The sequence below is a fragment of the Thermostichus sp. MS-CIW-37 genome (genome assembly GCF_054060065.1).
On the sequence record NZ_JBSSCV010000004.1, the window covers coordinates 41,793 to 64,635 of the forward strand.

Annotated in this window: 18 protein-coding genes and 1 riboswitch; of the genes, 6 read left to right on the forward strand and 12 right to left on the reverse strand. The window is 58.5% G+C overall.

Going from position 1 to position 22,843, the window contains the following annotated elements:
- Positions 1 to 90: 90 nt before the first annotated feature.
- The 3 genes from ACVWYZ_RS03070 to ACVWYZ_RS03080 all read right to left on the reverse strand — a co-directional run bounded on the left by ACVWYZ_RS03070 (position 91) and on the right by ACVWYZ_RS03080 (position 3,815).
- Positions 91 to 951, reverse strand: a complete 861-nt coding sequence (locus tag ACVWYZ_RS03070; RefSeq protein WP_457465966.1) for a hypothetical protein — start codon at positions 949 to 951, stop codon at positions 91 to 93.
- Between the two features lie 96 nt (positions 952 to 1,047).
- Positions 1,048 to 2,178, reverse strand: coding sequence for a hypothetical protein (locus tag ACVWYZ_RS03075; RefSeq protein ID WP_457465968.1), 1,131 nt, complete (start codon positions 2,176 to 2,178; stop codon positions 1,048 to 1,050).
- Complete coding sequence (locus ACVWYZ_RS03080; RefSeq protein ID WP_457465970.1) at positions 2,175 to 3,815, reverse strand: hypothetical protein; 1,641 nt, start codon at positions 3,813 to 3,815, stop codon at positions 2,175 to 2,177. Before ACVWYZ_RS03080 ends, ACVWYZ_RS03075 begins: the two co-directional genes overlap by 4 nt.
- A gap of 294 nt (positions 3,816 to 4,109) precedes the next feature.
- Here ACVWYZ_RS03080 and ACVWYZ_RS03085 point away from each other — a divergent pair, with 294 nt between their 5' ends.
- The 3 genes from ACVWYZ_RS03085 to ACVWYZ_RS03095 all read left to right on the forward strand — a co-directional run bounded on the left by ACVWYZ_RS03085 (position 4,110) and on the right by ACVWYZ_RS03095 (position 9,037).
- Positions 4,110 to 4,511 (forward strand): cupin domain-containing protein, encoded by a 402-nt coding sequence (locus ACVWYZ_RS03085; protein WP_414356659.1) that lies wholly within the window; start codon positions 4,110 to 4,112, stop codon positions 4,509 to 4,511.
- Positions 4,512 to 4,658: 147 nt separating this feature from the next.
- A complete protein-coding gene (locus tag ACVWYZ_RS03090) occupies positions 4,659 to 6,596 on the forward strand; it encodes a cellulose biosynthesis cyclic di-GMP-binding regulatory protein BcsB (protein WP_457465972.1) in 1,938 nt (645 codons plus the stop codon).
- A 146-nt stretch (positions 6,597 to 6,742) separates the two neighbouring features.
- Positions 6,743 to 9,037: a glycosyltransferase family 2 protein gene (locus tag ACVWYZ_RS03095; protein WP_457465974.1), complete on the forward strand. Its 2,295-nt coding sequence runs from the start codon at positions 6,743 to 6,745 to the stop codon at positions 9,035 to 9,037.
- Between the two features lie 55 nt (positions 9,038 to 9,092).
- On the opposite strand, the gene ACVWYZ_RS03100 is transcribed toward ACVWYZ_RS03095, so the two are convergent.
- The 9 genes from ACVWYZ_RS03100 to ACVWYZ_RS03140 form a co-directional block, all read right to left on the reverse strand.
- Complete coding sequence (locus ACVWYZ_RS03100) at positions 9,093 to 9,452, reverse strand: hypothetical protein (RefSeq protein WP_457465975.1); 360 nt, start codon at positions 9,450 to 9,452, stop codon at positions 9,093 to 9,095.
- A 224-nt stretch (positions 9,453 to 9,676) separates the two neighbouring features.
- A complete protein-coding gene (locus ACVWYZ_RS03105; RefSeq protein WP_457465977.1) occupies positions 9,677 to 9,922 on the reverse strand; it encodes a hypothetical protein in 246 nt (81 codons plus the stop codon).
- 131 nt (positions 9,923 to 10,053) lie between these two features.
- Positions 10,054 to 11,712 carry a cation:proton antiporter domain-containing protein gene (locus ACVWYZ_RS03110; RefSeq protein WP_457465978.1) on the reverse strand — a complete coding sequence of 553 codons (1,659 nt, stop codon included), beginning with the start codon at positions 11,710 to 11,712 and terminating at the stop codon, positions 10,054 to 10,056.
- A 145-nt stretch (positions 11,713 to 11,857) separates the two neighbouring features.
- Positions 11,858 to 11,963, reverse strand: a riboswitch (Fluoride riboswitch).
- 46 nt (positions 11,964 to 12,009) lie between these two features.
- The gene (locus ACVWYZ_RS03115; protein ID WP_457465980.1) at positions 12,010 to 12,684 is read right to left on the reverse strand and encodes a DUF1997 domain-containing protein; all 675 of its coding nucleotides are present in this window, start codon (positions 12,682 to 12,684) and stop codon (positions 12,010 to 12,012) included.
- Positions 12,644 to 13,339 (reverse strand): bifunctional phosphoribosyl-AMP cyclohydrolase/phosphoribosyl-ATP diphosphatase HisIE, encoded by a 696-nt coding sequence (hisIE, locus tag ACVWYZ_RS03120; RefSeq protein WP_457465981.1) that lies wholly within the window; start codon positions 13,337 to 13,339, stop codon positions 12,644 to 12,646. Before hisIE ends, ACVWYZ_RS03115 begins: the two co-directional genes overlap by 41 nt.
- Before the next feature lie 74 nt (positions 13,340 to 13,413).
- Entirely contained in the window at positions 13,414 to 13,686 is a 273-nt protein-coding gene (locus ACVWYZ_RS03125; RefSeq protein ID WP_457465983.1) for a hypothetical protein, read from the reverse strand.
- Positions 13,687 to 13,817: 131 nt separating this feature from the next.
- Complete coding sequence (locus ACVWYZ_RS03130; protein WP_457465984.1) at positions 13,818 to 16,220, reverse strand: polysaccharide deacetylase family protein; 2,403 nt, start codon at positions 16,218 to 16,220, stop codon at positions 13,818 to 13,820.
- Between the two features lie 266 nt (positions 16,221 to 16,486).
- A complete protein-coding gene (locus tag ACVWYZ_RS03135) occupies positions 16,487 to 16,978 on the reverse strand; it encodes a phycobilisome linker polypeptide (protein WP_457465986.1) in 492 nt (163 codons plus the stop codon).
- Positions 16,979 to 17,096: 118 nt separating this feature from the next.
- On the reverse strand, positions 17,097 to 18,824 hold the full coding sequence (locus tag ACVWYZ_RS03140; protein ID WP_457465988.1) for a Ppx/GppA phosphatase family protein: 1,728 nt from the start codon (positions 18,822 to 18,824) through the stop codon (positions 17,097 to 17,099).
- 187 nt (positions 18,825 to 19,011) lie between these two features.
- Here ACVWYZ_RS03140 and thrS point away from each other — a divergent pair, with 187 nt between their 5' ends.
- The 3 genes from thrS (at position 19,012) to ACVWYZ_RS03155 (ending at position 22,767) form a co-directional block, all read left to right on the forward strand.
- Entirely contained in the window at positions 19,012 to 20,823 is a 1,812-nt protein-coding gene (gene thrS, locus ACVWYZ_RS03145; protein WP_457465989.1) for a threonine--tRNA ligase, read from the forward strand.
- Positions 20,824 to 21,245: 422 nt separating this feature from the next.
- Positions 21,246 to 22,451, forward strand: coding sequence for a formamidase (gene fmdA, locus ACVWYZ_RS03150; RefSeq protein WP_414341590.1), 1,206 nt, complete (start codon positions 21,246 to 21,248; stop codon positions 22,449 to 22,451).
- 40 nt (positions 22,452 to 22,491) lie between these two features.
- Entirely contained in the window at positions 22,492 to 22,767 is a 276-nt protein-coding gene (locus ACVWYZ_RS03155; RefSeq protein WP_041438561.1) for an FmdB family zinc ribbon protein, read from the forward strand.
- The last annotated feature ends 76 nt before the right edge of the window (positions 22,768 to 22,843 follow it).

Below are 22,843 nucleotides of genomic sequence, written 5' to 3' on the forward strand. Positions count from 1 at the left end.
TCCGGGCCGTAGTTTGCCAAGACTCATCCTAGATCTGCCCCTGCAGATCCCTGTTACCGTAGGGGATGTCCTGCAACATTTTGTTGGGTTTCAGTAACTTAGCCACACATAGCCGGTAAAGCCGCCGCCGGCATTGGTGTTGCGACCGGCCAGGAACTGAAACCCCCCCAAGCCCAGCGTTAACCCTCCCTCCAGCCGCCAGTTGAGCTGGCCAGAAAGCTTGAGGTTGTCGTAGTCGGGATCCTGAACGGCCAAATCCCCGAACAACAAAGGCGCGCCGTTGCCCAACGTAAAATCCCCATCCAGGGCCAGGATGGCCTGCAGCTCAGGAGTCAGGTCTGCCCCGAAGGTCAGGTTGGCCTTGACCCGATCCCCGGGATAGCCCAAGTAATCTCGGAACGTGAGGCAGGAGTCGAAAAAGGCGGGCAGGGATCCCAACTGGGTATTGGCCGCCACCCCAACTTTGAGATCGTAGCCGAAAACACCGTACCCCAAGGGCAGGGGAATGTCTTGGGTGGCGTATCCCGGCGGGATCAAGGCCGTTAGCTGAGCCGAGAAGAAGGGATCCCCGTTTCCCCAAGAAGTATGACGTAGGCCCAGCTCCAGATCCCGTAGGCCCTGGTTGCGCTGGGTGATGGTATCGGCTCCGCTGGCAAAGCGGTTTTCCAGGAAAACATAGCTGGTGTTGAGATTGAGGGTGAGCTGATCGCTAAGGCCAGTCTCGACGAAAAGGTTGAGGCGGGTTTCTCCGTACTCCGAAAGGGCCGGCTGCAGGCGTCCCCCCTGATCAAAGCGGGTGCGAGGCCGATAGACCTCCGGCTGCAGCGAAAAAAAAGTCTTGCCGGCACCGCGGGGAAAGCCGCAGCCCGCCCAGGCCAGCTGCTCCGGCGGCATTGTGCTGACCACCAGACTCACCAGCAGGCTTGCCCATGGAAATCTAGGCTTCTTCATGGCAGGGGGATCCCGGCAGCTTCAGGGGGATTGTATCCCTAGGATCAAGATTTGGGTCAAGATCCGGGACAAAACCGGCTTTGGAACGACTGCTAACTATGAGGTGGCAGCCGGCAAGCCCACCCGGGCCCGGAATTGCCGCGCTGCCGTCAGCGCCCCATAGGGATCCCCCTTATACAGGCCGTAGTGCATGAGGGAAAAGCGCCGCAGCCCCAGTTGAGACACTTCCTGCAGCCACTCCGGCTGGCTCATGAGCTGAAAGTCTGTATGGACAGTGTCGGCCCGTCCGCCACTGGGGTGCTTGTCTTTGATGGAGGGCTCGTAGTGGGCCAACATCAGGTTGGAGTGGATAGGGGAAAACAGGCGGCAACAGAGGCGGATTTGCTCTGGGTTGCCGGGATCTGGGCCGTTCAGCTCTGGGTTAAACTCCCCTGGCCGCCGCTGGCGCATGGACTGGAAGGCGATCCCGTCCATTTGGCTCATGGTCTCGGCAAAGGGCTCCACCATGCTGCGGCCTGCCCCCTGGGAAGGGTCGTCAAAGGTGGCAATCCAGCCCCCCCAGCACAGGGCTACTTCGGCTGCCGGCAGCCGCTCCTTGATGGCTTGGCGGGCTGTGAGGACATTGCGCATTAGGGCTTGGTAGTAGAAAGCAGTGTCGGCGTTGTAGGTATCTGCTGGGATCCGCCAATAGGAAAACTCCGTGGCCAGGCTCCAATAGGTAGGGCGGCCTTGGGGGTTGGCTTGAGCGATATAGCCGGCCAATTCGGCTACATCCTGGACAAAATGCTTGGAGATGTGGTAGTCGCCGCAGGGGCGGTGGGTGTCGTCTTCCCAGGTGATGATGTGGAGGGTATAGCCCCGCTCAAACCACTGCCGCAAAAGCCCGGCCTGGTGCCAGTTGCGCCAAAAGGAGAGATCCCCCTGGCGGTGATCAAAGCTGTTCAGCCAGCCGCTCAGGAAATGGGGATCCCACCCCTGCGCCACTGCCGCCACCTGCGGATCCGACTCGATTTCCCAGAGGAAGCGACCGGGATCCTCGCCAATGCCCACCTGCCAGCGGGCCAGCAGCTCTGACAAGTTCATGCTTCCCGTCTCGGCATTTTCCGGGCTGCGACTCCCCTGCTGACTCAAAAACTCCTGGCCACAGCCGGCAACCCCATAGGCAGCCAGCAGCGCTCCGCCCGCTTGCAGCACCTGTCGCCGCTGCCAGGATCGTCTCCTTTTCATCTCCTCTCCTCCTGCGGTTCCTCTTGGTGTTGGCGAGCCCACAGCCGCACTTGGGGGGAGCTATAAACCTCCCTGAAGCCCGGCAGCCCCTCAAAATTGAGCTCAGGCCAAAATTGCAGGATGCGATCGGCGCTCCGCAAGGGATCCGCCAGCCCCGCTACCAAGAGGTAGTCCACCCTTTCCTGGGGATGCTGAAGGGCCAGGGCAAACTCGTACTGGTGAGGAGTAAGGAAAGAGCGGGGATCCCTTGCCCAAAAGATAGCCTCAAAGTGGATGTCGTCGTCCACCAGCACTTTTTGTCCGGGCAACAGGTGGCGATAGAGATACTGCCCAACCTGCCGCTTTTCTTGCCGCAGCCTCCGCCAGTCCTCTAGGGCTTGCCCAGCAGAGGTTACTTCATACAGGTTTTGGGCAGCTTCCAACTCGCCACTAAGGGGCACTACCCCTGCCACCAGCCGCTCCCAGAGATCCCGCTCCTCGGCCACCAGGGGCATGAGGAAACCCGGCTCTTGGCTCACCCCATAACCGGCAGTGAGGCAGTTCAACCCCAAGAGGGCAGTGATCAACAGGCGCTTAGCCCAGCCGGGGCCGGCTCCGCGACACAAGTAGGCGCCCATCAGCAAAGGCAGCGGCACCCAGAAAAGGCCAAAGCGGCTCAGCTCCCGCAAAAACAGCCCCTGCCCTAGAGAAGCCAGCAGGATGACCAGCGGCATCCCCCAGACCAGAGCCCATACCCAGCGACCCGGGCCTCGGCCCAGCAGGGATCCCAGCCCCAACAGCAGATAGGCAGGGTCCAGCACCGCCAGCCATTTCCCAGCCTCCAGCACCCCCCGCCAGCCACCCGCCTGCTGTAAGTCTTCCCGTAATTGCGGCAGCCGCAGACCGCTGCCCACCTGGTAGGTGAAAGCCCAGGGATCCCCTGCCGACAGCCAGTTCACGTACAGCCAGCTCAACATCAGGGCCAGGCTGATAAACCCTGCCACCAGCAGCGAAGCCAGCCGAAAACCCCAGGACTGTTTGCGAAAAGCCAACAGCAGCACCCCTGCCACCCAGGGCAGCAGCCACCCACTTTCCCAACGCAGCACCATCAGGGGCCCCAGCGCCAGCCCAATGAGCAGTAGCCGTAGCGCAATGGGCAGCTCGCCAGAATCCGCCCCAGTCTCTGCCCTGGCCTGCTCCTCTTTACTCAAGGGAAACAGCAGGGCCATGTTCACCCCCACCAACCCTGCTGTGGCTGTCCAAACAGGGCTGCGCAGCAGCATCAAGATCAAAGTCGGCTGCACCACCATCAACAAACCCCACAGCCAGCGCCATCCCACTTCCATCGGCAAGCCGCGCAACTGCCGCCACGTCCAGCCCAGCAGCAAAGAGCCCAAGATGGTCTGCAGCAACAGCGGGGATCGTCCCAGAATGGCCGTGGCCAGCACCAGCGAAGGGGGAAAAGTGGTGCCCACGACGGGCAGGCGGGGATCCGGCCCCAAGGCCGCCACGGATCCCTTATAGCCAAGAAACTGCATCTCCAAGCTCACCCAGCTCCAGCCTTCCTTCAAACCCCACAGAAGGCTAGCCAGCAGCAGAAACAGGATCCCGGTAGACCCGAAGAGCCGCAAGAAAGCCCTGAGCCTGTTGAGAAACATGGGTTACTTCAGTAGCTTCAAGAATTTAGAATTAATTGGAGATTAATTGGAGGGTAACTGGTTAAATCGCCAATCGAGCCTCAAGAGCTATTTAGTGTTAATGAGAACATGTCTCAAGTAGGGCGTGGGGATGGGCTGACGTGTCTAGGCACTGGACACAGGGATAGACTAGCATTCCCTGTCTTGAGAGTCTTTTTCTACGAGTTTTGGCGTAGGCCAATTCAGCCAGATTGTCGATGAGGGGTTCTCGGATTCTGAGAGAGGATGGGGACGACTTTGCAAGGACATGATCTTATGTTGCAGGCTGTGCGGGGCGTGAATGATGCAGCAGTTCCAGCGCTTGAGCTGGTACCCTCTCAAGCAGAAACCCGTCCTTGGGGATCCTTCTGGGTTTTGGATGAAGGCCCGATGTACAAGATCAAGCGCATCGAGGTGAAGCCTGGCCATCGGCTCAGCCTGCAGATGCACTACCACCGCAGCGAGCACTGGATCGTGGTCAGGGGCACAGCGAAGGTTACCCGTGGAGAAGAGGTGATGCTGCTGAGCTCCAACGAGTCCACCTACATTCCCCCCTGCACCAAGCACCGCCTGGAAAACCCCGGCACCCTTCCCTTGGTGTTGATCGAGGTGCAAAACGGGGAATACCTCGGGGAAGACGACATCGTGCGCTTTGAGGACGACTACGCCCGCCAGTAGAGGGATCCCCTGGGCATCCGAATCCACGATTTGTGCGTACAGACCCCGAAAGCTTACAGATTTCTGCATGTCGGGCAAACCTGGGTCAGGTAGGCCAAGGGGCTTGCCTGCACTAGACAAGTGAGGGATAAGCAAGAGGGGGTCAAGGTGACGCAGAAGGCAAGGCAGTGGGCTTTGTGGGTTGCCGGTTTGCTTTGGTGTTGCGGGCCGACGGCTGTCCACGCAGCGGAAGTCATTTCTCTGCAAAGGCTGGGCTACGACCGCTCGGTGCTGCTGCAGGGATCCAACCCGCGCCTGGATGTTACTGTCCCTGCCCCCCTCAACGGCCTTGACCCCGAGGCCAGCTTTGTGCAGTTGCGCCTGGATCCCTCGCCGGTGCTCAAGCCCACGTCCACGGTGCGGGTGCTGATCAACGAGGAGCTAATGGGCCTTTTTCTGGTGCGGGACCTGCGGCAGGAGCCGGTGGTGCGGGTGCCCATCCCCAGCTTGGCCGCTGGCGAGCGCTTCATCACCCTATCGGTGCAGCCTTTTTTGAGCATTACCGACGACATCTGTGCCGACTTGAATACCGGCAATTTGCTGCTGACGGTAGGGCGGGATAGTTTCTTTGAGCTGGTGCCCCGCGCTCCCGATGCCACAGTGGCCGGTTTTCTGCGTCGGCTGTACCCTCAGCTTACTCTGGTGGTGCCGGCTGACCTCACTCCTGAAGCGGCGGAAGCAGCCCTTTGGCTCTACAGCTTGCTTTCTCATCTGTTTCCGCAAACGCCTATCCTGTGGAGCAATCGTCCGGCGCAAGGGCCACAGGTGATCTTGGAGCCGGCGGACTTCACCCCCCACTTGCAGCATCAAATTACCCCAGAGGGATACCGCCTGCGAGTGGCCGCCCGCCGGGAAGCTATTCTTGCTCTCTATGAAGAATGGAAGCGGGCGGGGTTGGTCAGCCGCGGCATCCAGGTGACAAGGGTGGCGGATCTGGAGAGAGCGCTCAGGGCCAACCGCCTTAGCTTGCGGGAGTTGGGTATTGTGGATCCGCTGCTGCGGGGGTTTGGCAGCCAGTCTTTGGTCTTCAACTTCAACCTGTCCCAATTAGGGGGACGACCGCGGGATCTGGCGGCGCAACTAGACGTCATTATGAACCCGGTGGATGGCCGAGTGGGGGATCGTCTCACCGGCTACGTGTTCTTGAATGGGGCGATGCTGCGCACCTACAACCTAACGGGCCGCACCCAGCTCAACGAAACTGTGACCCTGCCCACCCGCCTGCTGCGCCGCTTTAATCAACTGGAGCTCCGCTTTGACTATGGCGCCAGCCCCGGTAATTGCCAGGGATCCCTGACTCCGCTGACCCTACAAGTGCGCTCGGATAGCTCTGGCTTTATCTGGAGCGGCTACCAAGCCCCCACTGGCGAGCTGCAGGAGATCCCGGCGGTGCTTCGAGGATCCGGCCAAGTGTGGGTAGGGGATCCCCAGTTGCTGCCAGCTACTGCTTATCTCTTGGGTGCCCTTGGTCGTCTGTCGGCACAGCCCTTGTTGCCCACCCTCCAGTTTTTGCCGGAGGGGAAATCCCAACTCCAAGCAGAGAACTTTGCCTGGCAGGTGATCGTAGCTGGGCCGGAGCAGGTGGAGCTCAACAGCCCCATCCGGTTGGGATCCCAGTTTGAAATCATCAATCCCCTCAACCAGCAGGTGGCCTTGGCCGCTCAGCCTCAAGAAAACCTCGGCCTTTTGCAGTACTTTCTCCTGAAAGGTAAGCCGAACCTTTGGCTTTCCTGGTGGGGATCTGACCCGGCTTTGGCAGAGCGCCTCAGCCGCGGCCTTGCCGATCCGCGCACCCGCCTGGCCAACCAACTACAGGGAAACGTGCTCACCGCCTATGCCGCTGCCCCCGATCTCACCCAAGTACAGAGCTGGGATCTCACGCCGGCAGGCTATCGAGTGCGCTACCCCGGTCGCTTCAGTTGGCAGCTTTTGTTGTGGCAATACCGCTATTGGTTAGTGCTGCTGCTGGCCCTTTTGCTGGCAGTAGGAGCCTGGAATACCTACCAACGCTTGGCCCGCCGCCCTGAGTCGCCCACCCTTTCCTAGGGGGGTTGGCAGAGGACTTCCGGTTAAACCAGACTTGAGCCAAGCAAGGACTCCGTCCCACTTGCGCGAATAGGGTTCCACCGTCGCGCAAGGATCCGCCCAAAAGCAGAACCTCCGTCCCACTTGCGCGAATAGGGTTTCCAGCCATGCTCCAGTCCCTCAAATCCTCGCTTTTGCGCACGGGCTACCTTACCCGGCAGCAATTGGCTAAGGCTGAGGAGTATCGCGAAGCAGCTAGTTGCTCCTTGCCTAGGGCTCTTTGGAGCTTGCGAGTCATGCACCCGGGCAAGTTTGTCAACTTGTGTCGCCAGATTCTGGACCGGCCTAGGCTGAGAGACTGGCTGCTCGAGCATCCCCTCGACCTAGAGCTGCCTTGGCTGATCGAGCCTATCGATCTGGTGCCGGTGCGCTTTCTGCCCTGTGGCTGGCTCGACCCGCGAACTGTAGTGGTTGCTACCGAGGAGCCGGGCTTCCCCGCCATTTGGCAGTCTGTGAAACACCTGTGCCCGGAAGCAGAAAAACTCTGGGAGATCCCAGCCACTGAAAAGCAGATCCTGACGGTCATCCTTGAGCGCAAGCTGGCCGCCGAGCTGCTGGGCAGCCGTCTTACCTTAGAGCAGTGGCAGCAGGCTTTGGACATCCGCCGCCGCACTGGATCCAACCTGGGGCAAGTGCTGACCCGTCTGAGCTATCTCTCGACTCCCGAGTATCTCAGCATCCTGGCCCATCTGCTGGGCTATCCTTCCGTCTCGGAGCTGATGGGGACAGGGCTGCTTTACCGCGACGAGAGCTTGAGCCGCCAGTTCGATCCCGAGCTGATGATGCGCCACCTCTTCTACCCCTTGAGCTGGACGGATGAGCACACCCTTACAGTGATGGTCAATGACCCCCTGGACTGGGCGGTGGATGAGCTGCTCTACAGCTGGCGGCCAGGCTTGCGGATTGAAAAGGTGCTGGGCACCGAGCAGGATATCACGCAACTGCTCAGCCAAGACCAGGGATCCCGCTTCAGCCAAGAGGCGGTGTACAAGCTGATGGCCCGCCTGCCGGAGGAATCGGCCTCGCGGGTGTTTACTCCTTCTCAGATTGCAGTGGTCTACGGCCTGCTGCTGCTATTTCTATTGGGGTTGGCCACTGCTCCCTGGACGACTCTAACGATCTTGGTGCTGCTGATCAATCTTTTTTACGTCGCTTCGATCCTGTTCAAACTGCTGCTCAGCCTGGTGGGATCCGCCGATCGCTTCCACCAGATTACCGATGAGGAAGTAGCCGCTTTGGATGATCGCGACTTGCCTATCTATACCATCCTGGTGCCGGTCTACAAAGAACCAGAAGTGATGCCAATTTTGATCAAGTCTCTCTCTAAGCTGGATTACCCCCACGAGCGGTTGGATGTGCTTATTCTGTTGGAGGAAAACGACCGAGACACCATTGAGGCAGCTCGAGCTGCCAAGCCCCCCCGCTACGTGCGCCTGCTGTTGGTGCCCGACAGCAAACCCAAGACCAAGCCCAAAGCCTGTAACTATGGACTGGCCTTTGCCCGCGGCGAATACTTGACCATCTACGACGCCGAAGATATCCCCGACCCCGATCAACTGAAAAAGGCGGTTGTGGCCTTCCAGAAAGGGGATCCCAGCTTGGTTTGCGTCCAGGCTGCCCTTAACTACTTCAACCGCAACGAGAACTTCCTCACCCGCATGTTCACCCTGGAGTATTCCTATTGGTTTGATTACCTTCTGCCGGGTTTGGAAACTCTCAGAATGCCGATCCCCTTGGGTGGCACCAGCAACCACTTTCGCACTGACCGCCTGCGGGAGCTGCAGGGATGGGATCCGTTCAACGTCACTGAAGACGCCGACTTGGGCATCCGCGCCAGCCAGCACGGCTATACCGTGGGCGTGATCAACTCCACCACTTATGAAGAGGCCAACTGCGCTGTTAAAAACTGGATCCGGCAGCGCTCCCGCTGGATCAAAGGCTACATGCAAACTTGGCTGGTCCACAACCGCAACCCCCTGCGCTCCTTGCGCAAGCTGGGCCTCAAAAACTGGCTATCCTACCAATTTTTTATCGGGGGCAGCTTCTTTACCTTTCTCACCAGCCCCATCATGTGGCTGCTGTTTATTTACTGGCTGCTCACCCGCGCCCATTGGCTGCAAAACCTATTTCCCAGTTGGCTGGTTTATCTGGGCTTGTTTAACCTCCTGGTGGGCAACGCCATTGGGATTTACCTGAACCTGGTCGCGGTCTTCCGCCGCGGGTACTACGATCTGGCTTTCTATGCTCTGCTCAACCCCATCTACTGGCAACTGCACTCTATGGCAGCTTACATGGCTCTGTGGCAGCTTTTCACCAAGCCCTTCTACTGGGAAAAGACCATCCACGGCCTGAGCAAGTTTACCCACGCCAAAGTCCAGGAAGCTGCTCATAAAGCAGCCTAGGCTACTGAATCGGTTTCCCAAGCAGTGGCGACGAAGTGAGGCCAGCCAGCACCCCTCAGAAGCTGTAGTCCGAATCTACGATCACAGCACAACCACGGGGGTGGAGACAGCTAGCCATAATCACCTTGACGGAAAAGTTGCCCTCGTAGGGCGCCTGCACGATGGGGAAATCGTCCAACAGTTCATCTGCAGCCACCACCCGACCGCTGGTATCGTAAAGCACTAGATCCACATCGAAGCAATCCTGGTCGCACTGCGCCCAGATGTTTTCACCTCGGTAGAAATAGCCTGTAACTACGGTCGATTGTCCATTAAGAAGCCACAAACTACGGCTCTGAGCCCAAGCGGCAGCGCCCCCAACAACCGTGGCTGCCCCTATTAAGCTTGCCATCAACCAGCCCCGCATCGAAGCCATAAGACTGCCCTCCCTACTGAAAAACGGAGAAAGAATAGATTTTCTACAGGGATCCACCTCAACGCCCACACTCTAGCACCCAGATCCGTTTCTCCCGAATGATTCAGATCACGTTAAGGATCTTAAGAATCTCATGCTGAAAAAAAGGGATCCCGAGTAGAGCAGGGATCCCTCAATTCTGACCAGAAATCCGGCGAAGCTCCCGCATCGGTCTGGCCGACTTCTCATTGCGGCAAATTCAGTTCCCCCCTTCGCCCTAAGGGATCCGTCAAAACACTGCCGGTAGGACCTTTGATTTGAATGGTGCAGCGGCTGCCGGACACTTCAATAACGTTGTAGTTGGGCACCGCCAGCTCCAAAAAGCGCAAGTTGCCCGTCGTTACCCCTGGGATCCCGCTCACCTGGGGATTGGCCGGGTTCACCGGTGCCAAAAAGCCGTTCACAATTAGGAAAGGGAGGCTCGTTGGCACAACTGACTTCCTCGCAACTCCCAGCGAGCTAGAGTTTTCAACGTAAGTCAAACGTATTCATGCCCAGCGTAGTTTAGTGTTCCCTTGATTAGGGTCTCGCCCGGGATCCAAAGTTGGTCCTGGGGTAATCCCTACTTTGAGTCCTCCCCTCTTGACAAGCTAGAGAGGCTAGTCTGCCGCTCATCCCGAGGAAGCTCCACCAAAATGACAGGGATGGAGCTGGTTTCCAACACCGCCTGGGAGGTGGATCCCACCAAAACCTGCTCCCAGCCGCGGTGGCCCCGCTTGCCCATGACGATGTCGGTTACCTGCCGCTCCTGAGCTAGGGTTACGATGGTCTCTGCCAAGGGCCCCGAGGCCAAGCAAAACTGGTGGCGAATGTCCGCCAAAAGACGCTGGGTGAGTTGCCGCAACAGTTCTACCCCTTTCCCCTGCGGCTCATCGGTAACATGCAACACAATCACTTCCCCATCCACCCGCCGCGCCAAATCGGCCACCTTGCGCAGCACGGCTTCGGCCAAAGGGGAGGTGTCCACCGCTGCCAAAAAGCTCACCTTGCCCTGGCTGCCTACCTTGGTGGGATCCACCTCTCCTTTTTCCAAAAGCCGGGGAGCACACACCTGGGTCAGCCAAGCACCCAGGGGGGCCGTGACCAAAATCGACAGAGCCGCCAAAGCCAAAATGATCTCCCCACCGGGGATCCCTTGGGCCAAAGGGATCCCACCAATAGCCGCCTGCACCGTCGCCTTGGCCATGTTGCCCGGTAGCAAAAACAGCCGCTCCCGCCCGTTCCAATTGCTTCCCAGAGTGGAAAGCCACCAACCCAGGCCCCGCCCCAGCAGCAGACTCAAGGTCAAGAGCAGCAAGCCCGGCCAAAACACGGATCCCAGCACCCCCAGATCCAGCGACGCTCCCAGTAGCACAAACAACACGATCTCCGCCACCGTCCAGAGGGCATCGAACCCACCCCGCAGCCGCCGCGCCAAAGGGGCATCCAGCTCAATCAGAAAAAACCCCATGGCCATCACCGCCAGATAGCCGGAAAAATAGGGCCACACCTGCGGCGCCAGCACCAGCCCCAGGGCCATACAGGCAGCCAGCAGCACTTCCTGCACGCTGTTGCGAGTCCAGTTTTGTTGGGTTAGCAGCGACACCAGAACCCGCGCCCCCAGGTAGCCTATGGCTATGCCCAGCAGGATCTCCATCCCCACTTGGAACGGCAGCCACTGCAGCGGCGATAGCTCCAGCCCCAGCAGGCGAACGCTCTCTGCAGAGCCCTGGCCCAAAAAGCTGAGCAACAGGCTAAACCCTAAGAGCAGCAGCACATCGGAAAGGGCGCTGCCGGTCAAAATAGCATCCGGGATCCCCTTGGCCACCCCCCAGCCCAAACTCTTGAGGCGCAACATCCCCGGCACGATCACAGCCGGCGACTCTGCCCCGATCACACAGCCCAGCAGCAAACCGGTAGGCCAGTCCAACCCCAGGATCCCAGTGCTCAACAGGGCCACTGCCACCGCCTCGCAGGCTGCCGGCAAAAACCCCAGCCGCAGGGCTACAGACCCTTGCTGGGCCAGCTTCTCCCGATCCAGCCCCAGGCCCGCCTTCATCAAAATGATCATCACCGCCACCAGCCGCAGATCCCCCGCCGCTGCCAGCACCTCCGGGGATAGGACATCTCCCAGCAAGATCCCCACGAGGATCATCCCCAGCAGGGGGGGCATCCCCAGCCGACCCACGATTTGGCCGACAAAAAAGCCCATCACCAAGATCCACAGCCAACTGCCCAGCATCACCAGATCCTCATCTCCTTGTCGTCAGGGTGTTGAAGGGCAGCCCAGGGAGAAAAAGCCATCCGCGTCAGGAGTGGGAGCACCATCGCGTCCGCAGGGTGGGGCCTCAAACAAAGCCAAAGACCCCTACCCCCTGGACTTGCCCAGAAGTGTAGGAGTCATCAGCCTCAGCTTTTGAGGTTAGAACCCTCTTCCTCTATAGAAAAATTCCAAGTGAGGCGGTTGCGGCGAACTCCATCGCCGGTTGCCGGAGCACTACTCGAAAGCTGACCGGCAACTTACTTGGCACCTAAGATATCACGCTTTGTCTTCCACTGCAATTAAGCGATAGGGGTGATCGGGACACCCAATAGAGCGATAGAAATCGCTGCACACATTGTGGGTGAGGCGGTCACTCATACCCCGGGTTACCTGCTGCACCACTTGATGGGCCACCCGATAAACCAACTTGCGGGGCAGAACCTGCAAAAACCTGGGCAAAGCCAGCCAGATCTCCAGATGAAGAGCCCAGTGAACACGGGTGGTGGGCAGGTCTTTCAGGGATCCCTGTAGCTCCTCCAGCTGGAAATCGGCTTGGCAGCTGACCCGGTAAGGCATTCCTTCATCGCCGGGCAACTCAATCGAGGTCAGACAAAACCGGTAATCTTTATCCGGCCAGATCTTGACCCCAAAACTGGGCTCCAGCTCAAACCCCAGCCCGCCCATGCGGAAAAACTGCAACCTGTAAGTCTCGGCAGACAAAGCTTCCACCTGCAATGGCCTGAAGCACCGCTGGATCCACTGGGCGTGGCCTCTCAGGTAACGGGCCAAGGTCTCCCGATCCGTCTCCAGATCCACTTGTCCACACCGCGTGGCTCGCAAATCCAGGTGGGCTTTGTCCAGAGAGGGATCCAGAAGATCAGGGGCGCCGCCTTCGGAGGACACGGCCCTTTCACTTGGCGGAACGGCGGGCTTGGAGCTGGCGATAGACATCCTTAATATCCACCTGATAATGAGCAAGAGCCACGAGGCAGTGGTACCAGAGATCGGCCATCTCACGGGCCAAAGCCACGCGGTCTTGATCCTTAGCCGCCATCACCACCTCAGCCGTCTCCTCGCCAAGTTTCTTCAAAATGGCATTTTCCCCCTTGGCTAGCAAGCTGCTGGTGTAGGAATCGGGACGGGGATCCGCCTGGCGGGCCTTCACCACAGCAAACACCTGAGACAGAGTATCTGCTGCCGGGATGGGATCCCTTTGATCCCCTGGCAGTGGGCGGAAGAAGCAACTGCGCGCCCCCGTGTGGCAAGCCGCATCTCCCACCTGCTCCACCAAGATCACCAGCGCGTCGCCGTCGCAGTCGTAGCGGATTTGCTTGACCCACTGCACATGACCGGAAGTTTCCCCCTTAGGCCACAGGGCCTGGCGAGACCGGCTCCAGAACCAGGTGCGGCCCGTTTCCAAAGTTTTCTGCAGCGACTCCCGGTTCATCCAGGCCACCATCAGCACCGTCCCATCCAGGTAGTCCTGCACAATGGCCGGGATCAGGCCCTGTTCGTTGTAGCTGAGGCTGCCCAGCCAGGTGATCTCCTCGGGCAGAAGCGATCGAGGGGGATCCGAGGAAGGGTTGAAGGCCAGAGCAGCAACCATAGAGCAGCGACCTGAAAAACCGCATTGAGAACAGGATAACAGAACCAGCCCTCGCCAAGATATCCTTGACAACCTCAGCCAAGGGGTACCAGTTCCCGTGCCGCCAGGGACAGGACCACCTCTTCTCCCTCACCGGCCAGAGTCACCAGCCAGCGGTCGCGGTTTTCACGGGTGAGGACGATCCCCAGCCTCCCCTTAACAGAAGGAGGATACAACAGCCGTACCCACATGCCCGGCTCGAGCTGGACAGCCGACCGCAGGGGATCAGCCGGGTTGCCGAGAATCCGCTTCTCCATTACCCAGGTCGCCCCAGGGTTCTCGGCCCCCCCTTCAGCAGCAGATGTCATGACCTCCCTCAGCACACCTCTCCTAAGCACCACCGGCAGGGTAAACAGCAAACTTAGCCCCCAGGGCTAGAGGCAAGCCGGACTTCTTCGGCCAGGATAGACCCTCTGTTGCGGAATGGCTGTATCGCAGATTACCGACTTAACCCGGAGGTCGGGCTGGGAGCACCGGTGTGGGGTTGGACAGAAGCGCTGGGCAGCAGCTTACGCTCCGGCTTGCGCTCTAGGAGCAAGGCTGACCGTTCCAAGCGCGTATCCACCAGTACCGAGGGAGAGGCCAAGTTAACGCGCTCCAGCAGGCGCTGCAGCAGTTGAGCATCGAGGATGTCCACGCTGTGGGGGGATGTCGCCGTTCCGGCCACCAGGGGGGTGGGGGTGGCTTGAGGAAGGGATCCCTCAGCAACAGGTTCTGACCCATCGCTGGGCTCTTTTAGCACCAATTCCGCCATTGCCTGGGCCACCTCTTGACCATACACCCCATCAGGGCCCGAAGGGAGTAGATCCAGCCGTCCCTGCTGAGCGGCCAAACGGCTCAACCCCAGTTGCACAGCTACCACCGCTGCCCCCCGATCCCCCCGCCTCAACGTGCGTTGGCCGGCCAGAATGCTCTTGAGTTGGGCTTTGGCCGCCTCTTGCTCGCTGCCGGGCAAAAGTTGCACCAGCCCCTCCAGCCGATCTCCCTCAGAGCCAGCCTTGGCCTCGGGAAGGGGATCCCTGGCCCAGAGGCGGTTCATGTCGTAGAGCAAGATGGCATGGGGCACAGGACGGCTGGGCTGGTTGGGACCGGCATGGCCGGTGGCGAGGATCTCCCCTTGGTAGACCAGGGAGGTGCTAAAGCCAGAGTCCAGCAGCACGGCTTCCCGGATCCCGGTTTTGGGCAGCAGACTGGCCAGGATGGCGGCGTTGACGTGGGTTTTGGTAACTCCGATCACCACCCGCTCCTGGTCATCTACCCCAAAGAAAGCTCTGGGGCGAAACTCAGCAGCGCTGGCAAGGCGGAACGAGTTGATCTCCGCCGGAGAGAGGGCATGGCCATCCTTAACCAGCCATAGACCGGCCACAAACAGATCCGTGACATCCGGCATCAACTGGCGGATGTTCTCCAAGTGGGTCATGGTGTCGGGATCAAAGGGCACAAAGCGGAGGCGATCCCTGCCCAGCAGCACCAGCGGCCGGCCGCGGATTGCCTGGTCATCTTCGGGACGACCGGGGATGAAGGTCTTGTGGTTGGCAGCCATCGCCGGCCCCACCATGACGTTGCTGGCGGAGTTGATCCAGGGGATGGAGAAGAAGCTGCCGTTAATGCCAGCATCGGCCTGGTAGCGCTGGACCAACGTCCTGACTTCGTAGCGCCGTTCTGCGTGCACTGTGGCTGCCCGTCCGCCGCGGATGGTGAGCACCCGCACCCCGTCAATGATCTCGTCGGTCAGAGCCAGAGGCTGCGTCACATCCAGCCAGTAGTCGAGGCTGCGGCTGAGGCTAAAGGTGCGGGCGCCAAGAATGGCCTCGGTGAGGCGAAACTGGTTAAAGCGCCGCACCTCCAGCAGGTTGGGCGATTGTCCTGTAAAACCGGGATCCATCGTAAAAGACATCCGGTAACCGGCATGGGCCAGGTATTGCTTCACCCGATCGTCCCGGTTGCCTTCGGGATAGGCAAAGTAGTGGATGGGGTGGCCCAGCTCCTGCTCCAGCTTGGTCTTGCAGTCGAACACTTCCCGCCGCAGACGGGCATCGTCTAGCACCCGCAGATCAGGAGGATGGTTGACGGTATGGGCGGCAAAGTCGATCAGCCCGCTGGCATCCATCTCCCGCATCTGATCCCAGGTGAAGTGATCCTTGCTGGTGGGCACGCCGACAAAGCCGGTTTGCACAAAGTAGGTGGCGGGGTAGTTGTACTCCTTCAAAAGGGGGTAGGCGTTTTCGTACAGGCCCAGGTAAGCGTCGTCAAAAGTGAGCAAAATGGCTTTTTCGGGCAAGGGATCCCCGTCCCGCAGGTGTTTGTACAGTTGGTCGATGTGGATGGGGGTAAGTCCTGCTTGTTTAATGGCCTCAAAGTGTTGCCGCAGCTCCGCCACCGTAGTGTCGAACCAGACCTGTTTGCGTCCGGCCACCACATCGTGGTACATGATGGCGGGCACATAAGAAAGGCTGGCCAAGGGATCCAAAGCAAAGGGATCCCGCTCCAGTTGGGTCTCTAAGGAGATGGGCAAGCGCTGTTGAGCCGCTTTAGCGTGGGCGCGGGGGGCAGGGAGCTCCGCTAGAGGTGGCGATAGCCCTGGCAAGCGGCTGACCCAATCGGGATGAGCAGTTGCCCAGGCTACCAGGGCTCCAGTCCCAAACCCCAGCAGGATCACCAGCAAGCTGAAAAAGTGGAACGACCTAAGGCGAGACTTTGCCGGCGAACGTCGAGGGGGATGGGGAAAGCTCTGTCGTGAAGTGGGTGAGGAGTATGGCTGGGATCCCTTTGTTGACCCAGAGCCTGAGTAGCCTTGGGGTATCGACCCTCCCAAGCGCGTCGGCTGTCGTCGAGATGTCATGGCCTCACTCCCCACTCCCAATTGCAAAAGCTCAGCCCTCGCCGGAACGCCTTTTCCTACCCAAAGCCCACCCCCAGGACAGCAGGAAAAGGCAGCCTTCCAGGCAACGGCAAAACCAACGCCAGCCTACCACCCCATCCTCAGGTTGGGGATAGGGGAGAAATCGCCGCATGCTTTCTACAGGGATCCCTCGTTGAAATTGTTTGAACCAGAACGGCCTGGACGGGTGGCCTGAAAGAACCCAGAACCTCCCAGGAAGCCGCCCGCTACTCAAGGGTGCTTAGCAGATTGGACTCGGCAATGCTGACGATCTTGCCTCCCATTTGGGTGATCCGTTTCACTTCTTGGGAAAGGCGGCTGAAGGGCACTTTGTACTCGACAACGCTTCTGCGCACGCCTCCTCCCACAAGGCCGGATACCTTGATGGTGAAGATTTTATCGCTATTCGGCAGCCCTCCTTCTGAGCTGCTGGCCTGAGCGACCTCTGGTTCTGGGGCCGATGCCGCTTGAGGCGCGGTAGCAGCGCTCTCCCGCTCTAGGAGCAGCCTCCAACTGCGGGGATAGGCGGGGGCCAGACGATAGACCACTTTGTAGGACCCGGTCGCGTGGTCATCCTCGGACTCCACCTTCACCACAGTTCCCGCTGGAATGTCCAGCTTGGCCCCCTTAGACATGACTTTAATTCCCGGCCAATTGGTGGGCACATCCGTCAGCAGCTCGACCTCAAAGGCTTGATCCCCCAACAACAACTTGGCCATCTCAACAACTCCGTTTTGCTCAGCATTCAGTGGCGGGAGAGCCGCCCACAACCACAGCTTCATCGTCAAACATTCTACCGTTGCCAGGTGCCCACCAGAAACCTCCTGCAGGCAGGGGCTAAACTGCTGCCTCAAAAGGATTTGAGCTGCGCTCGATCTGAGTGGACAATTTGGGGATCACCTGCAGCTTGAACTGCTGTTCGAAGACTTTTTTCTTCTCGTTCAAGCTCCACAGCTCCAAGGCGCAGTCATCATTGGGATGCCTGGGATCCAAAATCAACTCCATGCGGCGGGGGCCTTCTCCCAAGAGCTGAAAACGGCAGTGCAGCGCTTGGATGGCTTGCAGACGGCGGCGATCCAGGGCACAAGCCATGCGCAGCAAGGGGCTCAGTTCCAAGACGATTTGGCGATCCCGTTCGTCGGTGAGGCGCTGAAAGTTTTCGTGCTTCTTCTTGGGAGGCGATTTGCGGTGGTAGCGGGCCAAGTTGGCGATCACTTCCACCTCTTCTTCATTGAAGCCCAACAGTTCCCCATGGCGAATCAGGTAGTAGGAGTGTTTGTGGTGGGCGGCATGGCTGATAAAGTGGCCGCAGTTGTGCAGCATGGCCGCTGACCAGAGGAGGGCCCGCTCGCGGGATCCCCAACCATGCAACAGGCCGCGGGTCTGGTCGAAGAGGCTGAGGGCAAATTCGGCCACCCGTTCGGCATAGGGCAGCTCCACCTGATATTTTTCCGCCAGCTTGAGCACACTGCGCCGCCGCACCGAGCTGTGGTAGCGCAGCCGATCCTCAATCAAGCCTTGGCCGATCATCCAATCCACGATCAGCCCTTCCCGCAAAGCCCGTTCGCAAAATTGAACCCGCTCTACCCCCAGCAGGCTCATCACTTCCTCTAGGATCAGGGCGCCGGCCAGGATGATCTCCCCCCGTCTTTCCCCTAGACCGGGAAGTTTTTGCCGTTCGGCCACCGTCAGGGATCGCAGCTCTTTGATGTAGCCGCGCAAGGCTTCCAAGCTGAACTCATACCCCTGCAGGCGACTGGGGGGAGCGCCCAAACGACGGCGGGCATCCCACTGGGCCAGGCTCTCGACGGTGCCAGAGGTGCCCACCAAAGGCAGGGATCCCTGTTGTTGTGAAGATGCGACGATCCGTTTCATCTGCTCAATGGGGGATTCCAGCATGCCGCGGATGTGCTGGCGCAGGGCTTGCAGTTCGCCAGAAGCGGGCGGATCGTGGTGCAAAAAAGCCTGGGTTAGACGCACAGCTCCCACCTTGATGCTGCGCAGAAACTCCGGCTCTTGGCCGTTGCCCAAGATCAGCTCGGTGGAGCCACCGCCGATATCCACCACCGCGTGCATCCGGTTGTGGAACTCCATCGCCGAGAGCACTCCCAGATAAATGCGGCGGGCCTCTTCCTGCCCCGAGATCAACTCCACCCGCAGGCCCAGCTCCCGTTCAATCCGCTTCAAAAACTCCGGCCCATTGGGGGCCTCGCGCACAGCACTGGTGGCCACCGCAACAATGGAATGCACCTGAAAGCTCTCGGCAATGCGGCAAAATCGTTCCAGGGCCACTCGGGCCCGCTCCATGGCTGCAGGCGTGAGGGCACCCGTCTGGTTGCAGTATTCCCCCAGCCGCACGGTGGCTTTTTCGCGGGAGATGATGGTGAAGCTGGGGATACGGGGATTGATGCGCACCACCACCATGTGGAGAGAGTTGCTGCCCACATCGATGGCCGCCAGAACGGGGGCAGCCCAAGATTCAGGACGAGAAGCCGGGCCGGTTTCGGAAACTGGGGGAGCAGAGGCGACAGGGCATTCCGTGAAGTCGGTGCGCGAAGAGATCATGGCTCGGGTGTGGGGGTCAACCCCTTTAGGATACTGTGTACTTTCCCCCCTTGTTCCGGGCCCAGTTGTCAGGTTTGCGATTGACTCGGCAAACAGGGGAATTGATTAGCTGGGGATCCCTGCCGCTCTCGCCCCAGCCTAAGATAGGGACACAGTATTTGATTTGTTTGTTTCAAAGTAGGTTCCGATGTCTCAGCCAGCCGAATCACCTCAGAAGGCCAACAGCACCCTCAAACTGCTGCGCACTCACGAGTCTCCCCAACTGGAGCGCATCCGCCACACCACTTCCCATGTCCTGGCTATGGCGGTGCAAAAGCTGTTTCCCAAGGCCCAGGTGACCATCGGCCCCACAACCGACTACGGCTTCTACTACGATTTTGACCATCCCGAGCCCTTCACGCCGGAAGATCTGGATCGCATCAAAAAAGAGATGCAGGCAATCATCAAAAAAGGTTTGCCGGTGATCCGCGAGGAGGTGAGCCGTGAAGAGGCCAGGCGCCGCATCGAAGCCCTCGGCGAACCCTACAAGCTGGAGATCTTAGACAGCATTCCCGAAGGGGAGGTCATCAGCATTTACCACTTGGGGGATGAATGGTGGGATCTCTGTGCTGGCCCCCACGTGGAAAACACCCGAGATCTCAACCCCAGAGCCTTTGATTTGCTCAGTGTGGCCGGCGCTTATTGGCGGGGGGATGAAACCAAGCCGCAGCTCCAACGCATCTACGGCACCGCCTGGGAGACCCCAGAGGAGCTGAAGGAATACAAGCGGCGGCTGGAAGAAGCCAAACGGCGGGATCACCGCAAGCTGGGCAAAGAACTGGGCCTATTTTTGTTTTCGGATGAGGTGGGGCCGGGCTTGCCCCTTTGGACTCCGAAAGGAACTACCCTACGCTGGGTGCTGGAGGATTTTCTCAAGCAGGAGCAGCTCAAGCGGGGCTACCTGCCGGTGGTTACCCCTCATATTGCCCGTGTGGACTTGTTCAAGATCTCCGGCCACTGGCAAAAGTACCGGGAAGATATGTTCCCCATGATGGCGGAGAATGAGCAGGATCGCGCAGCCGAACAGGGCTTTGTCATGAAGCCGATGAACTGTCCTTTTCACATCCAAATCTACAAATCCGAGCTGCGATCCTACCGCGATTTGCCCCTACGATATGCCGAATTCGGCACCGTCTATCGCTATGAGCAATCGGGGGAATTGGGAGGTCTGACGCGAGTGCGTGGCTTCACGGTGGACGATGCCCACCTGTTTGTCCGGCCCGATCAATTGGAGGAGGAGTTTCTCAAGGTTGTCGATCTCATTTTGGTGGTTTTCGATAAGCTCAAGCTCAAGGATTTTCGCGCCCGCCTCAGCTTCCGCGATCCCAAGTCGGACAAATATCTGGGATCCCCCGAAGATTGGGACAAAGCCGAAAATGCCATCCGTCGCGCTGTGGAGAAGTTGTCGATGCCCCACTTTGAAGGGATCGGAGAGGCAGCCTTCTATGGGCCGAAGCTGGATTTTATTTTCCGCGACGCGCTGGATCGGGAGTGGCAACTGGGCACGGTTCAGGTGGACTACCAAAACCCACAGCGCTTTGATCTGCAATACGTAGCTGAGGATGGATCCCGGCAGCGTCCGGTGATGATTCACCGTGCTCCCTTTGGCTCGCTGGAACGACTCATCGGCATTCTCATCGAAGAATACGCTGGGGATTTTCCCTTCTGGCTGGCCCCGGAACAGGTGCGCATTTTGCCCGTTTCCGATCAGTATTTGGGCTATGCCACCCAAGTGCGGGATCAACTGCGAGAACACGGGATCCGCGTCCACATCGATGCCGACAGCGATCGTTTGCCCAAAAAAATCCGCAATGCCGAGAAGGCCCGGATCCCCTTCATGCTGATCGTGGGGGAACAGGAACAAGCGGCAGGAACGGTGAGCGTGCGCCAGCGCCATGGACAGGAGCTGGGATCCCTGACGGTGGCAGATTTCCTAGCCCAGCTACAGGCACTTGACTAGCCCGAGCATTCGGGATCCCCGGCTTGCGGCAATTGGGTTTTCAGAACTTGGAGCTCAAGAAAGAGCCTGAGTTTCCCTTTCTCAAGGGAAGCCAAGGGGGCTCATTGAAATCAGGGTTTGGCCGACAACCCACCATGTTCTCTAGGGATTTTCTGGAGAGGATCCTGCAACGCTTTAGGAGCTGACGGCTAAATCGATCTGTCGCCGAATGGATTGGCCGTTACTTTGGTGAATTGATTGATAGTTACTTTGAATTGCAGTGAAATAGCCTGTCGATCTAAGCTCCTCATCTCCCGCTCTGCGATTGTAGATAACAGCACTATGAATTGTAGCTTTTACTACAGTATTAGCTTCTCTATTGGAGATAGGCTTTTGTGCATTCAAAGTCTGACCGCAGAGTGATGACTCAAGGATAGGATCCCATGCCCAAAACGCTGTTTAAAGTTGACCTGACTAAGCCAATGGATCAACAGGATCTACCGGGTCACAACCGCTGGCATCCTGATATTCCCGCTGTGGTTTCTGTAAACCCTGGCGAGGTATTCCGAATTGAGTGTAAAGACTGGACGGATGGGCAAATCAAAAACAACGATGATCCTTCCGACATTGAGCAGGTTGACCTAAGCGTTGTCCATGTTTTGAGTGGGCCTATTTGGGTTAACGGCGCCCAGCCTGGAGATATCCTGGTTGTCGATCTGTTAGACATTGGGCCACTGCCGGGAGACGAGTGGGGGTTTACAGGTATTTTTGCCAAAGAAAATGGAGGGGGATTCCTCACCGATCATTTTCCCAACGCGGCCAAAGCCATCTGGGATTTTCAAGGCATTTACACCACTTCCAGACACATTCCCCATGTGCGCTTTGCCGGCATCATTCACCCCGGCCTCATTGGCTGTGCCCCATCTCACGAGTTGCTGGCGGCTTGGAATAAGCGGGAAGCTGAGCTGGTCGCTTCGGCTCCCGATTTGCGCACTTACGGCGCGGGGCTATCCGGCAATCAGCCTGTGCTGGCCGCCTTGCCCAATCCCAAGAACGCAATTTTGGGAACTTTGCCCAAGTCAGAGTATGAGCGGGTTGCTGCTGAAGCGGCTCGGACGGTGCCCCCGCGAGAGCACGGCGGTAATTGCGATATTAAAAACCTGTCTAAAGGAACACGGATCTACTTCCCGGTTTACGTGGAGGGTGCCAAGCTGTCGATGGGAGATATTCACTTCTCGCAAGGGGATGGGGAGATCTCTTTTTGTGGCGCTATTGAGATGTCGGGCTACATCGATCTCCACGTCGATCTAATCAAGGGTGGTGTTGAGAAGTACGGATTGGTTAACCCCATTTTTAAGCCCGGCCCTGTTGAGCCACGTTACTCGGAATACCTTGTGTTTGAGGGCATTTCTGTGGACGAGCTTACAGGTAAGCAGCATTATATGGATGTTCACATTGCCTATCGACGCGCCTGCTTAAATGCCATCGAATATCTGAAAAAATTCGGCTTTACGGGAGAACAAGCTTATCTGCTGCTCAGTTCTGCACCGGTGGAGGGCAGAGTGAGTGGGATCGTCGATATTCCCAATGCTTGCTGTACGGTGGCTGTTCCTACGCAAATCTTCGACATAGATATTCTCCCTAGGTGAATGTTATCCGATGCCTCGTTCAAGGGGGTGGAATAGGAAGATGCCGCTGTATGAGTTTAAGTGTCAAACCTGTGGGGAGTTTGAGGTATGGCGGCCCTTATCTCAATATCGAGATCCGGCCTATTGTCCTTCTTGCAATCAGGAAGGGAAACGTCTCATTTCAGTTCCCATGGTTCAGCTTTCCAGCTCTTTGCCTATTTCAAAGGGGGGAAGAGAACCCAAACTGATCAAGCGTGAACAGCACTCAAATTCTGATCCAAACTCGCCAAAATATCGCTCCCAATCTTGTGGGCGACCTTGGATGTTGCACCATTAGTTATTAGACATAGTTGTTTCAGGCTAGGGTAAGACGCCTGGGCTATTGAAAAAAGCCTTCTGGCCCCGTGCATTAT